Origin of the sequence: Xanthomonas campestris pv. badrii, from assembly GCF_012848175.1 — a bacterium.
GTDB classification, from domain to species: Bacteria; Pseudomonadota; Gammaproteobacteria; order Xanthomonadales; family Xanthomonadaceae; genus Xanthomonas; species Xanthomonas campestris_C.
Genome location: NZ_CP051651.1, coordinates 433,046 through 452,880 on the forward strand (window position 1 = coordinate 433,046; position 19,835 = coordinate 452,880).

Consider the following 19,835-nt stretch of genomic DNA (forward strand, 5'->3'; position numbering starts at 1 on the left):
CAGCCGTCCTTTCGGAGATCCACATGCAGTCCATCCAGTCTCTTGCCTCTGCCGGCGCGCGTCCGCTGCGTGGTCGCGCGCGCGGCTTCACCCTGGTCGAGTTGATGGTGGTCATCGTCATCATCGGCCTGCTCGCCACCGTGGTGATGATCAACGTGATGCCCAGCCAGGACCGCGCCATGGTCGAGAAGGCGCGCGCCGATGTCGCGGTGCTGGAGCAGGCGCTGGAAACCTATCGCCTGGACAACCTCACCTATCCCACCACCGAACAGGGCCTGCAGGCCCTGCTCACCGCGCCGAGTGGTCTGGCCCGGCCGGAGCGCTACCGGCAAGGCGGCTATATCCGCCGCTTGCCCGAAGACCCGTGGGGGCATGCGTACCAGTATCGCCGCCCGGGTCGCACTGGCGGCTTCGATGTGTATTCCTTCGGTGCCGATGGGGCCGAAGGCGGCGATGCCGACAACGCCGATATCGGCAACTGGCGCTGAGACACGCGCGTGCCGATCGCACCGGTCATCGTGCAGCGATGCGTACGACGCCACGGGCGTGTGGGCACGCGTGGTTTCACCTTGCTGGAAGTATTGGCCGTGCTGGTCATCACCGCGCTGGCCAGCACGCTGGTGGCGATGACGCTGCCCGACACCCGGCCTGATCTGCACGACCAGGCCGACGAATTGGCCAGCGCGCTGATCAACGCGCGCGACGACGCCATCCTGAGCCTGCGCATGGTGGAGGTGATCGTCGATACCGGCGGCTACACCTTCCGTCGTCAGGCGCGGCAGCAGTGGGTGGCACCGGACGAAAAACCTTTCGTCGCCACACGCTGGCCGGCCGGTGTGCAGGCACAGCTGCCAGCCGGTGCCACGCAGCTGAGCGTGCGCTTCGACCCCACCGGGGCGGCCACGCCGCAACGCATCGCCCTGGGCGACGGGCAGCAACAGCGACAGGTGCTGGTCGATGCCGCCGGCGGAGTACGCGTCGATGCGCCGCGTCGGTAATCGCCAGGCCGCGGCCGGCTTTTCGCTGCTGGAATTGATGGTGGCACTGGCCATCTTCGGCATGGCGGTGGTCGGGCTATTGAATCTCTCCGGCGAAAGCACGCGCACGGCGGTGGTGCTGGAAGAACGCGCACTGGCGGCCGTGGTGGCGGAAAACCAGGCGATCGAGGCGATGCTTGCCCCCACTGCCGCTGCGCTGGCGCCTGCCCGCGGGCAGGAACTGCTGGGTGGCCGCAGCTGGGACTGGCAGCGCCAGGCCGTGCCGGCCAGCGCCGGCATGGTGCGTCTGGAGGTGCAGGTGCGTGCCGCAGGCCAGACGCAGGAAATCGCCAGCCTGAGCGTGTTGCGGAGCGTGCAATGAGCCGCCCACCTCGCGCGGCCGGCTTCACCCTGATCGAGCTGCTGGTGGCGCTGGCGGTCTTCGCGCTGGTGGCAGCTGCGGCGGTGGTGGTGATGCGCCAGAGCATCGATCAACGCGATGCGGTCCGCCAACGCTTGCAGCAGGTGCGCGATTTCCAGCTGGCCCATGGCCTGCTGCGCAGCGATCTGCAACAGGCCGCGGTGCGGCGCACGCGCAATGGCGATGGCAGCGCCGCGCGCACGGCCTTCATCGCCAGTGCGCCGGGAACCCAGGGGCCGTTGTTCGGCTTCGTGCGGCGCGGCTGGAGCAACCCGGATCGGGTGGCACGCGCCTCGCTGCAATATGTGGAGTACCGCGTGGTCGAAGGACGCCTGGAGCGCAGTGCGCGCCCGGCACTGGATGGTGCGGCGGCCGCAGCGCCGCAGGTGCTGCTGCGTGGCGTGCGCTCGGCGGTGGTGGTATTTCATTACCGCGCGCAATGGAGCGATGGCTGGAGCGGCGGGCTGGAAGCGCTGCCGGATGCGATCTCGCTGGAGCTGGACCTGGAGCAATGGGGACGTGTGCGGCAAGTGTTCCTGCTGCCGGAGGGGCGCGCATGAGGGCGTTGCGTGCACCTGCGCGGCAACGCGGCGTCGCATTGTTGACGGTGTTGCTGCTGGTGGCGGTGATGACGCTGCTGATGGTCGCGGTGCTGGACGATCTGCGCTTTGGCCTGCGCCGTAGCGGCAATGGCGAGGCGATGACGCAGGCGCAGTGGTATGCGCTGGGGAGCGAGACCCTCGCGCGGCAACGCCTGCAGGCGCTGGCCAGGCGCGACCCGCTGCGCACCACGCTCGATGGCGGCTGGAACGATCAGCCGGTCACCTTCCCGCTGGACGATGGCATGGTGAGCGTACGGCTGCGCGACCGTGGCAGCTGTTTCAACCTCAATAGCGTGGTCGCCGGCGCGCCCGAGCAATGGCAGCGCAGCGACGACGGTGCGCGCCAGTACCAGGCCCTGCTGGAGGCAGTGGGCATCACGCCACCACAGGCGCAGGCCCTGACCGATGCGCTGGTGGACTGGATCGACAGCGACAACCAACCCGGCGCGCACGGCGCGGAAGACGCGCAGTATCTGCAATCGGCGGTGCCGCTGCGGACCGGTGCGACCCTGCTGGCCGGTGTCAGCGAGCTGGGCGCCATCGCCGGCTACACCCCCGCACGCATCGCGCTGCTGCAGCCCTATCTGTGTGCGCTACCGGAAGGGCGGCTGTCGCCGGTCAACATCAACACGCTGCGCCTGCAGGATGCGCCGGTGCTGGTGGCGCTGACCGAAGGCCGGCTGGAACTGGCGGCCGCACGCCGGGTGATCGCCGCACGCCCGGCCGGCGGATGGCGCGATCCGGCGGTGTTCTTCAACACGCCGGCCCTGCTGCACGTCGCACCGTCGAACGCAGTGCTGCAGCAGGTGCAGTTGCGCACCACGTATTTCTCCCTCGTCAGCGAAGTCGAGCATGCCGGTGCGCAGGTCATGCTCGAAGCCTTGCTGCAGCAAGACCCGGCCGGCCGCGTGCTGCTGGTGGCGCGCCAATGGAGCCCCGACCAATGAGTAGTACCTTGCTGTTGCTGCCGGCCGATGCTGCAGCCGAACCGATTGCCGTGCGCGTGGATGCGCAGGGGCATGTCGTGGCGCAGCATCCCCCCGGCGCAGCGCACGAATGTTCCGCGCGCACGCTGCTGGTGGTGCCGGGCAGTGCGGTGCATCTGCGCTGGTTGACACTGCCGGGCCGCAGCGTTGCGCAATCGGTGGCGGCCGCGCGCCTGCAATTGGCCGAGCATCTGGCCACCGATGCGCAGGCGGTGCATGTGGCGATCGCCGAACAGGCCGAGCCCGATGGCACACGCCTGGTTGCGGCCGTGGACGCTGCTGTGATGCAGCAGTGGCTGCAGCGCGCAGCGAGTGCGGGCGTGGTGCCCGATGCGGTGGTGCCCGATTGCTTGTTGCTGGACAGCGCCGATGCCGAGCAGGCGCCCACCGTGGTGGAATGGGATGGGCGCTGGCTGCTGCGCGGGCCACGCCTGGCCTGCAGCCTGGAGCCGCCGCTTGCGCAGCTGCTGCTCTCCGCACAACCGCGTGCGGCAACGCTGCCACCGCAGGCCGGTCCGCAGCGCGTCATTGCGCAGTTCGCGCGGCATGCCGTTGCAGTGCCGCTCGACCTGCGCCAGCACGCCTTCGCAACCGGGCCACAAGCGCGTGCTGGTTTCAGCTTGCGCATGCTGGCCGCACTGCTGGCGCTGCTGGTGGTCTCGCCGCTGCTGGTGCTGTTCGCGCAAACGTTGCGCTACGAGATCGGTGCACGTGTGCTGCACGCACGCGCCGCCGCGCAGTTGGATGTGCGCGATGTAGCGGCGGTGCCTGCTGCACTGCAGGCACGCCGGCAGGCGGGGACGGCGGCCGATCGCCTGGCCGTGCAACTCAATACCCTGTTCGCTGCGGTCGATGCCCTTCCGGCTGCGCAACTGGACCAGCTCGATTACCGCGCCGCGCAGCCGCTGCGCGCCACCTTGCTGCACACCGATGGGGCAGACCTACAGCAGCTGTCCGCACGGCTTGCCGAAGCCGGCTGGCGCATGGATCCGGGCAGCAGCCAGGTCGAAGACCACCGCATGCGCACGCCGTTCGCACTGGAGCCGTTGCGATGAAGGCATCGTTGCAAGGCGGCGCGCAATGGTGGCAGGCACGTGCGCCGCGAGAGCGGCGCATGCTGGGCGTGATGTGTGTGGCGCTGGCGGCGTTCGTCGGTTGGTATGCGCTTTACACCCCATTGCGCCACTGGCATGACCGGGCCTGGGCGCGTTATGCCGATGCAGCGCAGCTGGTCCTGGATGCATCTGCGCAGACAGCGTCGACCGGGCGCGCCGCGGCACCGGGCCGCGCGGCATTGGCCCAGATCATCGCACGCAGCGCACGCGATACCGGCGTCAACATCACCTCACAACGGCGCAGCGCGGCCGGTGGGGTGGAGGTGCAGATCGATGCGGTCAGCGCCGCTGCGCTGTTCGGCTGGCTGGAGCAGTTGCGGCAGGCACACGGCCTGGCACCGACCCAGCTGAGCGTGGTGCGCCATCAAGGCCAATTGCGCGTACGCTGCGGGTTTGCGGAAGCTGTGCCGTGACACGGAGACGTTGGGCCTTGGTCTTGCTGTTGATGCTGGGTGTCGCGCTGTTGGCATCGCTGCCCTTGCGCCTGGTGCTGCCACGCGAGGGGCTGCCATTCTCGGTGCTGGACGTGCAGGGGCCGGTTTGGGCCGGCACCTTGCGGCAGGTGCACTGGCACGGCATCGCGTTCGGCGATGTCGCCGTGCGGCCGCGCGTCTGGCCGTTGTTGCAGGGCGAGCGTCAGGTGCACTTGCAGTCCACGCAGCTGCAACTGCTGTGGGTGGATGGCGCGCAACACGGCATCCGCGCGGCGCAAGGCCGGCTGCTGGTACGCCAGCCAGCGGGCATGGCGTCGATCGATCTGGCAGTGGAGCTGCAGCGGGTGGATCTGCTGTTCGATGCCACCGGCTGCGTGCAGGCAGGTGGGCGGGTCGGCCTGCAAGTGTTGGCCAGCGGCGCGGGCGAGCTGCCCGCTTTGCCGCCGTTGCGCTTGTCCGGGCAGCCGCGCTGCGTGGGCGAGACCGCCGTGCTGAGCCTGCTGCCCGACACTGCGCTGCCTGCCGGCGTACAGGCCGACACGCAGCTGCAGCTCTGGGGCGATGGTCGTTGGCAGCTGCACTCACGTGTGGATCCGGGTGAAGACGCGGTGCTGGGCGTGGGCCTGCAATTGCTGGGGTTCGCTGCCACCCCGGAGCGCAGCTTGCTGCGCATCGACCAAGGCAGGTTGCGCTGAAGGCAGCGCGACCTGCCGCGCCGCGATCCACCGCGCATCTGCACCATTTGCGTGCATGCGCAATGCCGGGCGTCTTGGCCCACTGCGACGATGGTATGTCGCATTCAAGCGCTGACAACGTTGTCAGCGACACGCTGTGCACAGTCATCGCGGCAAGCCATAGGCCACGGCAATGCAGCAGACACCCCACCGCTGCGCCCGTAGGACCAGGCAGCGACGGACGCGGACGCAACCGGCAGGCAATCACACAGTTGCGAACATCCAAGGATCGGCCTGGATTGGTCTGGTGACAGAGGATTGGTCATTGACTGGTCCTGTGACAACGATGCCCGCCATGCACTCAAATGATCCGTGTATGCACCGCAAACGGCCGTTAAAACGTCGGTGCCGCGGGGGCTCCGGTGCATGGAAGAACGCTTTCGGTAGTGACTGTTGACAGGACCTTTTAAAGACCATAAGAATCGAATCCACTGAATTGGTATATGCCAGTCAGGGCCGTTGATCAGCAATGGCAGGCGATGTCCGTCCTGGGAGGGGAGCGGCATCGGCACCCACGGGGGGCCGTACGGGGTGCTCGCAGACAACAGATCGCAGGCGGTTCCGGATGTCCGGGACTGGTGGCCTGTGCGCGTGTGGGTGGGTTGCCCAACGCCGGGATCTGTCATCGCTGATCGATCGGAATGCCAGCCGCATCGTCGTCCAGCCATTCCACCTCCAGGATCTCCCATGTCACCTGTCCCGCGTGCCCCGTTGCGTCGTTGTTCGCCGTCCTCGCTGTCCATTGCCATCGCGCTGTCGCTGCTCGCCTGTGGCGTCAACGCGCAGGCGCAGCAATCGCCGCCGGAGGCATCGGCGCAGATCTCCCAGCTCGACACCGTCAAGGTCACCAGCTCCTACCAGAAGAGCCTGATCACCGCGATGGACAACAAGCGCGACGACGTGCGCATGACCGACGGCATCTCGGCGCAGGACATCGGCAAGTTTCCTGCCGAGAACATCGCCGAAGCGATCCAGCGCATCCCCGGTGTGCAGATCTCCACCATCAACGGGCGCGGCTCCACCATCAGCGTGCGTGGCCTGGGCCCGCAGTATTCGGCCACCACCATCAACGGCCAGGTGATCAAGAGCGCCGATTTCACCGATGGATTCCGCTACGACATCATCCAGCCGGAAGTGGCCGCCGGGATCGAGGTGATCAAGTCGCCGTCGGCCGACATGGATGCCGGTGGCCTGTCCGGCACGGTCAATATCAACACCACCAAGCCGCTGGATTACCGGCAGACCAAGCTGCTGTTTTCGGCCAAGACCCAATATGCGGAATTTGCCGGCGGCTCGCCCACGCCCAAGGGGGTGCTGACCTATATCGACCAGTTCAAGTTCGGCGGCGGCGACCTGGGCGTGTTCCTCAGTGCCGGCTACCAGAAGCTCAAGGACCGCGCCGATTATCTGTGGATCGACCGCTGGTATACCCAGCAAACCGATGCCGGCACCTTGTACATCCCGCGTCGCCCGCGCTACCGCTCGATCGAGCGCGAGACCACGCGCAAGATGTTCAATGGCGGCCTGCAGTGGAAGCCCAACGACCAGCTGGAAATGAACCTCACTGCGCTGTATTCGCAGGACAAGACCGCCAACGACATGAACCAGCTTGTGTATTCGTTCGAGCGCACCCCGCTGACGGTGCTGCAGACCAACGGCCTGACCGCCACCCAGGTATCGGCGTCGGACTACTGGCTGGAAAACAATCGCCAGCTCGAACAACACGATCTGTCCACGCAATTGCTCACCTACGACTTCAAGTGGAAGGGCGATGCCTGGACGCTCGGCGGCGCGGCCAATTACACCCAGGGCAAGACCGACGAAAACGAGCGCGCGGCCATCCTGGGCCGGATCCCCTCGGCGACGCTGCTGGATACTTCCGATCCGGACGCGATCTCGCTGACCACCGATGCCGACGCCACCGATGCCAGCGCCTGGGACAAGCGCAATCTGGTGCGCAGCGAGTATCCCAACGGCTCCATCCAGTCGCTCAGCAACAAGGAATGGTCGCTGCAGCTGGATGCCGAACGGTATCTGGAGCTGGGCGCGTTGAGCGCGGTGCGCTTTGGTGCCAAATACCGCCGCGAAACCTTCGACCGCGACGTACGCCGGCGCGATTTCCTGTATCTGCTCAGGACCGGCGCCGTATCGGGCTTTGACATGTTCCCGGAGCTGTCGGCCGCCAACAGCACGGTCGGCAACTTCCTCGACGGGCAGCTGGCCTCGCAGGACAGCTGGGTCACCCCGGATATCGCCGCCTATGCGCGCTCGCTGGCGGCTGCCGGCATCACGGTGCCGGTGCTGTTCGCCCCGCAGAGCAGCTACAGCATCGAGAACGACATTTCCTCGGCCTATGCGATGGCGCGCATCGATACCGACATCGGCAGCATGCGCCTGCGCGGCAACTTCGGCCTGCGCTACGAAAACACCAAGCGCACCACCGACACCTACCTGACCCAGGCGCAGGCAGCCAGCGACGATGCCAATGTAGTGATCGGCACTGCGCGCGCACCCTACGAGTATTCCAACTGGCTGCCCAGCCTGAATCTGGTGCTGGACGTGCGCGAAGACCTGCTGCTGCGCTTTGCGGCCGGCAAGGTACTGGTGCGGCCGATCCTGGACAGCAATACCGCCATCGCCTCGACGATCTCCACCGGCACCAATACCGGTGGCACCACCACGTATGTCGTCACCCAGGGCCAGACCGATCTGAAGGCGCTGACCGCCGACCAGGCCGACCTGAGCCTGGAGTGGTATTACGGCAACGGCGGCGCGCTGACCGTGGCCGGGTTCTGGAAGAACATCAAGAACGGCACCTTCAACCGCATCGTCTGCCCGGCCGCCTTCGACGGCACTGCGCTGTCCAGCAATGCGGCAGGCGACTGCGTGGACAGTGGCGGCGATATCTACGAGATCACCGCCACCACCAACGATCCGAGCAAGGTCAAGATCCGCGGTTACGAACTGGGCTGGACGCAATCGCTGGATGCCTGGCTGCCGATCGACGGCTTCGGGGTGACCACCAACTTCACCCGGGTGATTCCGCAGCGCGATACCGATTTCCAGATCCGCAACCTGTCCGAACAGACCTGGAACGCCACCGCATATTGGGAGAGCGCGCATTATTCGGCGCGCGTCTCGCTCAACCATCGCAGCGAATACGAACAGGACAGCAGCGACAGCTTCTTCGCGCGCGAAGGCCACACCATGAAGGCGCGTACCCAGCTGGATGCAGTGCTGGGTTATCAGGTCAACGACAGGCTGAGTTTCCAGCTCGGCGGTTTGAATCTCACCAACCGCACCGAAGAAGCGTACAAGGACATCGCCAGCCGCTGGCAGATGACCGGTGTCACCGGTCGTAGCTACTACCTGTCGATGCAGTGGGACATGCGTTGATGACGGGCGGGCGAGCACGGTGCCAGCGTGCATCGCGGTGTGGCGCAGTCAGGCGTACGTGCAACGCCGTTGGTCAGCGCAACGCCGCAGGCGCGATGGACGCGCGCCATGCGGCGGCCGCGCGGCGTGCGTCACGGGCTGGGCCTGCAGTGCAGGCGAGCGGGCGCTGCCATGCGCAGGCGTGAGTTCATCAAAGGCAGCGTCTGCGCCTCGTCGCTGCTTGGCGTGCCGGCGTTGCTGCCAGGCGCGGCGAGCGCGGTCGCCACCCGCTCGGGCAGCGACGGCACGCCGTGTCCGGCGCCAGCGGGCACCGGTGACGGCGGCCAATGGCTGGACCTGGACCAAGGGTGGCGCTTCCATGCCGGCGATCTGCCCTTGCCGCGCCTGCTTGCGCAGGATGAGACCTACGACAACGCCAAGGCCGGCCGCGCCTGGGGTGCGGCGGCACCGGACTTCGACGACACCGGCTGGCGGCAGCTGCAAGTGCCGCACGATTTTGTGGTGGAGCAGGCGGTGCGCGCCGACGCCAATATCGCGCAGGGCTATCGCCCGCGTGGCATTGCCTGGTACCGGCGCACGCTGCGGCTGGACGAGTCCGCGCGCGGGCAGTCGGTGGAACTGCGTCTGGACGGCATCGCCAGCCATGCCACCGTGTGGGTCAACGGCATGCTGATGGCACGCAGCTGGAGCGGCTACACCGGCCTGGTCATCGACCTCACGCCGGTCGCGCGCTACGGCAATGCCTTGAACAGCATCGCCATCCGCGTCGATGCCGAGGCCATGGATGGCTGGTGGTACGAAGGCGGCGGCATCTACCGGCACACCTGGCTGGTGCTGCGTGCGCCCTTGCATATCGCCGGCGATGGTCTGGCAGCGGTGCCGCGCGAAGGGCCGGACGATATCTGGCAGGTGCCGGTGCAGCTGGAGCTGGCCAACAGCGGCGAACAGCCCGCCGATGCGTGGGTGGATGTGGCGCTGCACGACCCGAAGGGGGTTGTGGTGGCAGGCGGCCAGACGCAACTGCGCGTGGCTGCATTCGGCACCGCGCAGGCGGCCGTCGACGTGTCGGTGCCGCAGCCGCAGCGCTGGAGCGTGGATACACCGGTGTTGTATCGCGTGCAGGCCAGCGTGCGTGGCGCGGACGGCCGCAGCGACCGTGCCGCGTGCGACATCGGCTTTCGTAGCCTGCGCTTCGATGCCGACCGCGGCTTCTTCCTCAATGGCCGTGCGCTCAAGATCAAGGGCGTGTGTCTGCATCAGGACCATGCCGGCGTTGGCGTGGCGCTGCCCGATGCGCTGCATGTGTTTCGCCTGCAGCGCCTGAAATCGATGGGCTGCAATGCCATCCGCCTGCACCACGCGGTGGCGCCGGAATTGCTGCAGGCCTGCGACCGGCTCGGCATGCTGGTGATGGCCGAGAACCGGCTGTTCAATCCTGCGCCGGAGTATCTGGCCTTGCTGCGCACCATGGTGCGGCGCCAGCGCAACCATCCCAGTGTCTTCCTGTGGTCGCTGCTCAACGAAGAACCATTGCAGGGCACCGCCACCGGTTACGCGATCACGGCGCGCGCCGCCAGCGCGGTGCGTGCGCTCGACGACAGCCGCCCGATCACGGCCGGCATGAACGATGGCATGTTCGCCACCCGCGGCGCGGCCGACGTGGTGGACGTGCTCGGCTTCAACTATCGCCAGTACAACTATGACCGCGTGCATGCCGCGCGCCCACGCACGCCGATGTTGTCCAGCGAAGACACCAGCGCGTTCCAGACGCGTGGTGCATGGTTCACCGACCCGGACGCGCACGTAGTGGCCGAAGACGACAGCCTGGCTGCGGACTGGGGCAATACCCATCGCCGCGCCTGGCAGCTGATTGCCGAACGCCCGTTCGTCGCCGGCAGTTTCGTGTGGACCGGCTTCGACTACCGCGGCGAACCCACGCCGTTCGAGTGGCCGTCGGTGGGGTCGTTCTTCGGCATCATGGACCAGTGCGGATTCGCCAAGGGTGCCTATTGGTTGCGTCGTGCGTTGTGGATCGACGATGCGCCGGTATTGCACCTGTTGCCGCACTGGAACTGGCCCGGCCGCGAAGGCCGGCCGATCAAGGTGATGGCGTTCTGCAATGCCGCGCAGGTGGAGTTGTGGCTCAACGGCCGCTCGCTGGGGAAACAGGCGGTGGATCGCGCGCAGATGAATCAGTGGCAGGTGGACTACGCGCCAGGCGTGCTCGAAGCGGTGGCCTGGCGCGACGGCCGCGCGGTGGCGCGTACGCGGGTGGAAACCACCGGCGCGCCGGTGGCGCTGCGGCTCACGCCCGACCGCCGCCAGCTACGCGGCGATGGCCGCGATGCGCAACCGGTGACCCTGGAGGCGCTGGACGCGCAGGGCCGCCACGTGCCCGATTGCAATGCGTTGCTGACGCTGCAGATCAGCGGTGGCCGCCTGCTGGGTGTGGGCAATGGCGACCCGAATGCGCACGCCGCCGATCAGGGCACGCACGTGGCCTTGTTCAACGGGCTGGCGCAGGCGATCGTGCAGGCCGGGCGCGGCGCGGGCGTACTGCGGCTGCAGGCGCGCAGCGCAGGCTTGCGCGATGCGGTGGTCGAGATCGCGTGCGTGGCAGGGCCGCCGCCAGCCGCGGTGCCGATCGTGGCGCCGGTGATGGTGGTCGAAAGCTGGCGCCACACCGCCGCCTTCGCGCAGCCGCCGGCGCCGGATCTCTCGCGCCGCCCCAACGACAACAACAGCTGGAGCAACACGTTGCCAGGCACGCTGGAAACCGCGCCCGAACGCGCCGGCTACGTGTTGTACCGCACCCAGTTCACACCGTGGCAAGGCGTGCAGACCCACGGCGGCCTGCTCGATCTGGGGCGCCTCAGCGGGCCGGCGCAGGTGTTTCTGGATGGCCGTGCGGTTGCCCAGGCAGCGGCAGGCACCCCGATCACCATAGCGCTTGCGCCGGCCGCCGGCGCCCGCACGCTGGCCGTCATTGTGCAGGTCACCGCCGATCAGCCGTTCGGATTCCACGACGTCGTCACCGTGCACTACCGGGACTGCCCATGATTGCCTCATCGTTCTTACCCTCGTCGTCCGCGCGGCGATTTGCCGGCGCAGTGCTGAGCGCGCTGCTCGCACTTCCGTACAGCGTGCTGGCCGCACCGCCCGCACAAGCGGTGGTGCAACGTTTGATCGGCGCGCGCGCCGCGCAGTTCGAGATGCGCGTGGCGCCGCGCGGCGACGGTGCGGACTGGTACCGCATCGACGCCGGCGGCGACACGGTGCGCATTGCCGGCTCCTCGCAAGTGGCATTGGCGCGTGGCGCCTATGCCTATCTCGGCCAGGCCGGCGCGGCCTCGATGAGTTGGGAAGGCGACCGCGTCGCGCTGCCGGTGCAATGGCCGGCCTACCGCAGCGGCCAGGTGCGTACGCCGTTTGCCCATCGCGCCTATCTCAACACCTGTACCTATGGCTACACCACGCCGTTCTGGGATTGGCCGCGCTGGCAGCGCGAGATCGACTGGATGGCGTTGCACGGCATCGACATGCCGCTGGCGATGGAAGGGCAGGAGGCGATCTGGCAGGCGCTCTGGCGCGAGTTCGATGTGGGCGATGACGCATTGGCGGACTACTTCTCCGGCCCGGCCTTCACCCCATGGCAGCGCATGGGCAATATCGAAGGCTATCGCGCGCCGCTGCCGCAGCAATGGATCGACAGCAAGCGCGTGCTGCAGACGCAGATCCTTGCGCGCATGCGCGAACTGGGCATGCAGCCGGTGTTGCCGGCATTTGCCGGTTACGTGCCCAAGGCATTCGCGCAGGCGCATCCGAACGCACGCATCTACCGCATGCGCGCCTGGGAAGGCTTCCACGAAACCTATTGGCTGGATCCGCGCGACCCCTTGTTCGCCAAGGTCGCACGCCGCTTCCTTGAGCTGTACACGCAGACCTACGGCGCAGGCGCGTTCTACCTGGCCGATGCCTTCAACGAAATGCTGCCGCCCGTGGCCGACGACGGCAGCGACGTGGCCGCCGCCACGTACGGCGACAGCATCGCCAACTCCGACGCCGCACGTGCCAAGGCCGTGCCGGCGGCGCAACGCGATGCGCGCCTGGCCGAGTACGGGCAGGCCTTGTATCGCTCCATCGCGCAGGTCAATCCGCAGGCCACCTGGGTGATGCAGGGCTGGCTGTTCGGCGCCGACCGCGAGTTCTGGCAACCGCAGGCGATCGCCGCGTTTCTGGGCAAGGTGCCCGATGCGCGCTTGATGGTGCTGGACATCGGCAACGACCGGTATCCCGGCACCTGGAAGGCCTCGCAGGCCTTCGACGACAAACAGTGGATCTACGGCTACGTGCATAACTACGGTGCCAGCAATCCGCTGTACGGTGACTTCGCATTTTATCGACAGGATCTGCAGGCCTTGCTTGCCGATCCGGACAAACGCAATCTGAGCGGGTTTGGCGTGTTCCCCGAGGGCCTGCACAGCAACTCGGTGGTCTACGAATACCTGTACGCGCTGGCTTGGGAAGGGCCGCAGCACTCCTGGTCGCAGTGGCTCACGCAGTACACGCGTGCGCGCTACGGCCACAGCGATGCGGCATTGCTGCAGGCCTGGTCGGATCTGGAGGCGGGCATCTATCAGACCCGGTACTGGTCGCCGCGCTGGTGGAACAAACGCGCCGGGGCGTATCTGCTGTTCAAGCGGCCGACGGCCGACATCGCCGGCTTCGACGATCGCCCCGGCGATCCGCAGCGCCTGCGCCGCGCGATCGACGCGTTGTTGCAGCAAGCAGGCCGCTATGCCGATGCGCCGCTCTACCGCTACGACCTGATCGAAGACGCCCGGCATTACCTGAGCCTGCACGCCGACCGCCAATTGCAGGCGGTGGTGCAGGCCTATACGGCAGGGGATCTCGCACGGGGCGATGCGATATTGGCGCGCACGACACGATTGGTGCAAGGGCTCGATGCATTGGTCGGAGGCCAACACGAAACCCTGGCCGACTGGACCGGCCAGGCGGCGGCCGCAGCAGGCGATGATGCCGCATTGCGTCGCGCCTATGTCGGCAATGCGCGTGCGCAGGTCAGCGTCTGGGGCGGCGACGGCAATCTCGCCGATTACGCGTCCAAGGCGTGGCAGGGCATGTACGCGGATTTCTATCTGCAGCGCTGGACGCGCTTTCTCGGCGCATACCGCGCCGCACGCAAGGCGGGCACAACGTTCGACGCAGCGGCAGTCAACGCGCAGCTTGCCGCGTGGGAGCGCCAATGGGCCGCGCAGGACGCGCTGCCGAAGCGACAGCCACCCCGCGACCCACTGACCTTGCTGCGCAGCTTGATGGCGCAGGTGGATGCGCATGATGGTTTGCAACGTGCCATGCAACGCAATGTGCAAGGCAGTACGCACAGTGCAACGCAAGGCATTGCCCAAGGCGACGTGCACGGCATCGCGCACGGTGCCATTCGCGGCACCACGCAAGGTACTGCCCAATGAGCAGATGCATATCGCACATCGTGGCCCGACATGAGCGCTTCCGCACCGATGCAATGACGCTCGTCACGGGCAGCACGTCTGCAGGCCGGCTCCACCTGCAGTCGCTTGGCAAGGAACTGCAATGAGCGCACAAACACTCCCTGCTGCAGCTGGCACTGCAACCGCAGCACCCAGGCGCGAACGCTTCCTGTCGCTGGACGTCTTCCGCGGCTTGACCATCTTCCTGATGATCCTGGTCAATACCGCAGGGCCCGGCGCGCAGCCATATGCGCAGCTGACCCACGCGGGGTGGTTCGGCTTCACGCTTGCCGATCTGGTGTTTCCCTCGTTCCTGTTCGCCGTCGGCAGCGCGATGAGTTTTGCGCTGGCAACCGATACGCCGCATCGGCAGTTTCTCGGCCGCGTGGGCAAGCGCGCCGCGCTGATCTTCCTATGCGGTGTGCTGATGTACTGGTTTCCGTTTGTGCATCCGCAGCCCGGCGGTGGATGGGCGTTCACTACGGTCGACCAACTCCGCCTGACCGGCGTGCTGCAGCGGATCGGCCTGTGCTATCTGCTTGCAGCGCTGCTGGTGCGCTATCTGCCGCCACGCGCTATCGCGCCGGTTTGCGTCGCGCTGCTGCTGGGCTACTGGGCGTTGCTGTACGTCTTTGGCCAGCCCGGCGCGGAGCTGAGCAAGACCGGCAACGCCGGCACCCGGCTGGATCTGTGGCTGTACGGGCGCGCGCACTTGTACCGCAAAGACGACGGCTTCGACCCCGAGGGCCTGCTCGGCACGCTGCCGGCCACCGTCAACGTGCTGGCGGGCTATCTGACCGGGCGCTTCCTGCAGCGCCGCGGCAAGACCGGCGCTGCCACGGGCATGCTGTTGTTGGCCGGCGCCGGCCTGGTGCTGCTCGCGCTGCTGTGGAATCCCGTCTGGCCGCTGTCGAAAAAGCTCTGGAGCGGATCGTTCGTCGCCTGCACCGTGGGCCTGGACCTGCTGGCGCTGGGCGCGCTGGTGTACCTGCTGGAGTTGCGCGGCTGGGCCGGCGGGAGCGGCTTTTTCACCGTGCTGGGGCGCAACCCGCTGGCGATCTACCTGTTCTCCGAACTGTTCGTGGTGGTGCTGCGGCTGCTCCCGGCCGGCGGCTCCGGCCTGGACCTGTACGCCTGGGTCGGTATTGGCGTGTTCCAGGCCGTTGCGCCGGGCCCGCTCGGCTCGCTGCTGTGCGCGCTGAGCTACACGCTGCTGTGCTGGGTGGTGGGCTGGTGGATGGATCGGCGGCGCTGGTACCTGCGGCTGTGATTGCCCGGCCCCGTCGTCAGTGGCGCAGCCCCCGGGGCGTGGACGGTACCGCGTCGTCTTGATCGTCGGCATGCACCCGCGCCCGCAGCTAATGCGCTGCGGGCAAATTGGTACTATATTGGACCTAACGAATCCAAGTCGGTCCAGAGGACAGGCAATGGCCAGACCGAAAACCGAAGCCAAGGCGGACGCCGATCCCCGGATGGACGCGTTGGCGCTGGATGCCTCCGCGCCAACGCCACTGTATCTGCAATTGGCCAGCAAGCTGGACGAGCAGATCCGCCAGGCGCAGTGGAAGGCCGGCGAAGCGCTGCCGGCCGAGCGCCAGCTGTGCGAGCGCCTGCAGATCTCGCGGGTGACCCTGCGCCAGGCGGTGGATGTGCTGGTCGAGCAAGGCCTGGTGTCGCGCCGGCAGGGCGCTGGCACCTTCGTCACCACCCAGATCCAGCATCAACTCAGCGGCCTCACCAGCTTCAGCGAGACGCTGCGCATCAAGGGCTACGAGCCCGGCACGCGCTGGCTGGAGCGGCGGCTGCGCCCGGCCCATGGCGAAGAGATTTTGCGGCTGGGCCTGTCCCCGGACGCATCGGTGGCCTCGCTGACGCGTCTGCGCAGCGCCGACGACCGGGTGATGGCCTACGAACATGCCGTGCTGCCGCAGCGCATCGTGGCAGACCCGGAGCTGATCGGCGATTCGCTGTATAGCTATCTGGACGCGCAGGGCACACCGGTGGTGCGCGCACTGCAGTATTTCCGCGCGATCAACCTGCCGGCGCGGCTGGCCGAACACCTGCGCATGAAGACCGGCGAGGCGATCCTGCACGTGGTGCGCGTGGGCTACGCCCGCGACGGCAGCGCGATCGAATTGACCGACACCTATTGCCACAACGACTTCTACGACTTCGTCGCCGAACTGCGCCGCTGACGCCAACGGCCTCCCCCACGACAACCTCAGAGCCAGCCGATCCATGACCACTGCCAGGCCCGCAAATCCCGTTGTCTCGATCGCCATCGTCGGCGTGCTGTTCTTCATCATCGGCTTTTTCACCTGGATCAACGGGCCGCTGATCACCTTCGTGCGGCTGGCGTTCGATCTCAACGAGGTCAACGCCTTCCTGGTGCTGATGGTGTTCTACCTGTCGTACTTCTTCCTGGCGCTGCCGGCGTCGTGGATCCTCAAGCGCACCGGCATGAAGAAGGGTTTGGCGCTGAGCCTGGTGGTGATGGCGGTGGGCGCGGCCGGCTTTGGCCAGTTCGCCACCCAGCGCTGGTATCCGGGCGCCTTGGGCGGGCTGTTCGTGATCGGCAGCGGCCTGGCCTTGCTGCAGACCGCGATCAACCCGTACATCAGCATCCTCGGGCCGATCGAAAGCGCCGCGCGCCGCATCGCCTTGATGGGCATCTGCAACAAGATCGCCGGCATCCTGGCCCCGATCCTGATCGGCTCGCTGGTGCTGCACGGCATCGGCGACCTGTCCGCGCAGGTGGCCAGCGCCGATGCCGCGACCAAGCAAACCTTGCTCACCGCGTTTGCCGCCAAGATCCACGCACCGTATCTGGTGATGTCCGGCGTGCTGCTGCTGCTGGCCATCGGCGTGCTGTTCTCGCCACTGCCCGAGCTGCAGGCGTCCGAGGCCAATGCAACGCCAGGCGCCAAGACCGGCGTGCAGAAGCACAGCATCTTCCAGTTTCCGCATCTGTGGCTGGGCGTGCTGTGCCTGTTCGTCTATGTGGGCGTGGAAGTGATGGCAGGCGACGCCATCGGCACCTACGGGCATGGCTTCAACCTGCCGCTGGACAGCACCAAGCTGTTCACCTCCTACACGCTGGGCGCGATGCTGCTGGGCTACATCGCCGGCCTGGCGCTGATCCCCACTGTCATTTCGCAGGCGCGCTACCTGAGCGTGTCGGCGCTGCTGGGTGTGCTGTTCTCGCTGGGCGCATTGTTCACCCATGGCTACGTGTCGGTGGGCTTCGTCGCCGCGCTCGGCTTTGCCAACGCGATGATGTGGCCGGCGATCTTCCCGCTGGCCATCCGCGGGCTCGGCCGCTTCACCGAAATCGGCTCGGCGTTGCTGGTCATGGGCATTGCCGGCGGCGCGATCATTCCGCAGCTGTTCGCCATTCTCAAACAGCATTACGACTTCCAGGTCGTGTTCGCTGCGCTGATGGTGCCGTGCTATCTGTACATCCTGTTCTATTCGCTGCGCGGTCACCGCGTGGGCCTGCCGGCCCAGGCCAAGTGAACCCGCCAGCATGATGCGTTCCGACGAACAAGGCACACCCATGCGCAGGCCCACCATCAAAGACGTCGCCGAGCGCGCCAAGGTCTCATTGAAGACCGTGTCGCGGGTGATCAACAACGAGCCCTCGGTGATGCAGGCCACGCGCGCGCGCGTGCTGCGTGCCATTGCCGACCTCGACTACGAACCCGACCCGTCCGCGCGCAACCTGCGCAGCGGCACGCCGTTCGTGATCGGCCTGGTCTACGACAACCCCAATCCGTACCACATCATCGGCATCCAGAACGGCGTGCTCGCCGCCTGCCGTGAAACCGGCTTCGGATTGCAGATCCATCCCTGCGATTCCACCTCGCCGCTGCTGGCCGAAGAACTGGCCGAATGGGTGCAGCGTTCGCGCCTGGCCGGGGTGGTGTTGACCGCGCCGATGTCCGAGCGCCCCGAGTTGCTTGCCGGCCTGGCCGCGCGCGGCATCAAGAGCGTGCGCATCATCGCCGCCACCGACGATCCGGGCGACGGCCCGTGCGTGTATATCGACGACCGCGACGCCGCGTATGAAATCACCGAGCATCTGATCCAGCTCGGCCATCAGCGCATCGGTTTCCTGTGGGGCGGGCCACAGCATCGCTCCAGCGGCGAGCGCTATGCCGGTTACGAGGCCGCGTTGAAGGATTACGGCATCAGCCTGGACAAGCACCTGGTGATTCCCGGCGACTACACCTTCGACGATGGCTTCCGTGGCGCACGTCGGTTGCTGTCGCTACGCGAGCCGCCCACCGCCATCTTCGGCAGCAACGACGAAATCGCTGCCGGCGTGCTGGCCGCAGCCAAGTCCACCGGCATGAACGTGCCGTACCAGTTGTCGATCGCCGGTTTCGAAGACAGCCCGTTCTCGCGGCAGTCGTGGCCGGCGCTGACCACCGCCAAGCAGGCCACCGACGACATCGCGCGGCACGCCGCACGGCTGTTGATCAGCCAGCTGCGCAGCGATGCCTACGACGACCAACCCGCGCAACTGCAGAACCGCGGCTTCGTGCCGCAACTGGTGGTGCGCGGCTCCACCGCGCCGGCGCCTGCGTCCACCGGCAAACCCCTTCCCCCCGAATCCGCCTGAGCTCCGATGAACCTTCCCCAGGAAACCGACACCCTGATGTTCCGCGAGGCGGCACAGACCGCCGACGTGGTGGCTGCACAGTTCGCGCGCAACGCCGGCACCATCGCCGCGCTGGCGCAGTCGCTGCGCGAGAACCCGCCGCCGTTCGTGGTGACCTGCGCGCGCGGCAGCTCCGATCATGCCGCCACGTATGCCAAGTACCTGTTCGAGACGCAGCTGGGCATTGTCACCGCTTCCGCATCGCCGTCGGTGGGCTCGGTGTACGCCGCGCCGCTGCAGCTGCGTGGCGCGCTGTACATCGTGATCTCGCAATCGGGCAAGAGCCCGGACCTGCTGCGCAATGCCGAAGCCGCCAAGGCGGGTGGTGCGCGCGTGGTCGCGCTGGTCAACGTGGAAGATTCGCCGCTGGCGCAGCTGGCCGATGTGGTGATTGCGCTCGGTGCCGGCCCGGAAAAAAGCGTTGCCGCCACCAAGAGTTATCTCGCCTCGCTCGCCGCGGTGCTGCACCTGTGCGCGGTGTGGAAGAACGACCCCGCACTGCTCGCCGCAGTGGATGCGTTGCCGCAACAACTGCGCAGCGCCTGGCAGGCCGACTGGTCCGCACTGACCACCGGTTTGACGCCCGCGCATAACCTGTTCGTGCTCGGCCGCGGCCTGGGCCTGGGCGCGGCACAGGAAGCGGCGCTGAAATTCAAGGAAACCTGCGGCCTGCATGCCGAAGCCTACAGCTCGGCCGAGGTCAAACACGGGCCGATGGCGCTGGTTGGCCCGGGTTTCCCGGTGTTGGTGTTCGCGCAGCCCGACGAAACCGGTGCCGGCACGCGCGCGCTGGCCGAAGAATTCCGTGCACGTGGTGCGCAGGTGTGGCTGGCGGCGCCCGATGGCGATCTGCCGCTGGCCGATGCCGCGCACCCGGCGTGCGCGCCGCTGCTGACCGTGCAGAGCTTTTATCGCGCGATCAATGCGCTGGCACTGCAGCGCGGCCATCATCCCGATCTGCCGCCGCACTTGAACAAGGTCACGGAAACCGTTTGAA

The 19,835-nt window shown here is 67.2% G+C and carries 16 protein-coding genes; all 16 read left to right on the top strand.

What is annotated here, in order from left to right:
- Positions 1-23: 23 nt before the first annotated feature.
- The 16 genes from gspG to HG421_RS01905 all read left to right on the top strand — a co-directional run bounded on the left by gspG (position 24) and on the right by HG421_RS01905 (position 19,834).
- Complete coding sequence (gspG, locus tag HG421_RS01830; RefSeq protein WP_064510955.1) at positions 24-488, top strand: type II secretion system major pseudopilin GspG; 465 nt, start codon at positions 24-26, stop codon at positions 486-488.
- Positions 489-548: 60 nt separating this feature from the next.
- Positions 549-998 carry a GspH/FimT family pseudopilin gene (locus tag HG421_RS01835; protein WP_169708059.1) on the top strand — a complete coding sequence of 150 codons (450 nt, stop codon included), beginning with the start codon at positions 549-551 and terminating at the stop codon, positions 996-998.
- Positions 982-1,359, top strand: coding sequence for a type II secretion system minor pseudopilin GspI (gene gspI, locus HG421_RS01840; RefSeq protein WP_169704693.1), 378 nt, complete (start codon positions 982-984; stop codon positions 1,357-1,359). Before HG421_RS01835 ends, gspI begins: the two co-directional genes overlap by 17 nt.
- On the top strand, positions 1,356-1,958 hold the full coding sequence (gene gspJ / locus HG421_RS01845) for a type II secretion system minor pseudopilin GspJ (RefSeq protein ID WP_169704695.1): 603 nt from the start codon (positions 1,356-1,358) through the stop codon (positions 1,956-1,958). The genes gspI and gspJ overlap by 4 nt, the downstream gene beginning before the upstream one ends.
- Positions 1,955-2,947 carry a type II secretion system minor pseudopilin GspK gene (gspK, locus tag HG421_RS01850; protein WP_169704697.1) on the top strand — a complete coding sequence of 331 codons (993 nt, stop codon included), beginning with the start codon at positions 1,955-1,957 and terminating at the stop codon, positions 2,945-2,947. Before gspJ ends, gspK begins: the two co-directional genes overlap by 4 nt.
- Positions 2,944-4,041 (top strand): type II secretion system protein GspL, encoded by a 1,098-nt coding sequence (gene gspL, locus HG421_RS01855; protein WP_169704699.1) that lies wholly within the window; start codon positions 2,944-2,946, stop codon positions 4,039-4,041. Before gspK ends, gspL begins: the two co-directional genes overlap by 4 nt.
- Complete coding sequence (gene gspM / locus HG421_RS01860) at positions 4,038-4,514, top strand: type II secretion system protein GspM (RefSeq protein ID WP_169704701.1); 477 nt, start codon at positions 4,038-4,040, stop codon at positions 4,512-4,514. Before gspL ends, gspM begins: the two co-directional genes overlap by 4 nt.
- Before the next feature lie 32 nt (positions 4,515-4,546).
- Positions 4,547-5,230: a type II secretion system protein N gene (gspN, locus tag HG421_RS01865; protein WP_169708060.1), complete on the top strand. Its 684-nt coding sequence runs from the start codon at positions 4,547-4,549 to the stop codon at positions 5,228-5,230.
- A 726-nt stretch (positions 5,231-5,956) separates the two neighbouring features.
- Entirely contained in the window at positions 5,957-8,665 is a 2,709-nt protein-coding gene (locus HG421_RS01870; protein WP_169704703.1) for a TonB-dependent receptor, read from the top strand.
- Between the two features lie 171 nt (positions 8,666-8,836).
- On the top strand, positions 8,837-11,725 hold the full coding sequence (gene galA, locus HG421_RS01875; protein WP_169704705.1) for a beta-galactosidase GalA: 2,889 nt from the start codon (positions 8,837-8,839) through the stop codon (positions 11,723-11,725).
- A complete protein-coding gene (locus HG421_RS01880; RefSeq protein WP_169704707.1) occupies positions 11,722-14,157 on the top strand; it encodes an alpha-N-acetylglucosaminidase in 2,436 nt (811 codons plus the stop codon). The genes galA and HG421_RS01880 overlap by 4 nt, the downstream gene beginning before the upstream one ends.
- A gap of 121 nt (positions 14,158-14,278) precedes the next feature.
- Positions 14,279-15,445 (top strand): acyltransferase family protein, encoded by a 1,167-nt coding sequence (locus HG421_RS01885; protein ID WP_169704709.1) that lies wholly within the window; start codon positions 14,279-14,281, stop codon positions 15,443-15,445.
- Between the two features lie 202 nt (positions 15,446-15,647).
- Complete coding sequence (locus tag HG421_RS01890) at positions 15,648-16,370, top strand: GntR family transcriptional regulator (RefSeq protein ID WP_169708061.1); 723 nt, start codon at positions 15,648-15,650, stop codon at positions 16,368-16,370.
- A 43-nt stretch (positions 16,371-16,413) separates the two neighbouring features.
- The gene (locus tag HG421_RS01895) at positions 16,414-17,691 is read left to right on the top strand and encodes a sugar MFS transporter (protein WP_169704711.1); all 1,278 of its coding nucleotides are present in this window, start codon (positions 16,414-16,416) and stop codon (positions 17,689-17,691) included.
- A 40-nt stretch (positions 17,692-17,731) separates the two neighbouring features.
- Positions 17,732-18,799 carry a LacI family DNA-binding transcriptional regulator gene (locus tag HG421_RS01900; RefSeq protein WP_169704713.1) on the top strand — a complete coding sequence of 356 codons (1,068 nt, stop codon included), beginning with the start codon at positions 17,732-17,734 and terminating at the stop codon, positions 18,797-18,799.
- A gap of 6 nt (positions 18,800-18,805) precedes the next feature.
- Positions 18,806-19,834 (top strand): SIS domain-containing protein, encoded by a 1,029-nt coding sequence (locus HG421_RS01905; RefSeq protein ID WP_169704715.1) that lies wholly within the window; start codon positions 18,806-18,808, stop codon positions 19,832-19,834.
- Position 19,835 lies beyond the last annotated feature (1 nt).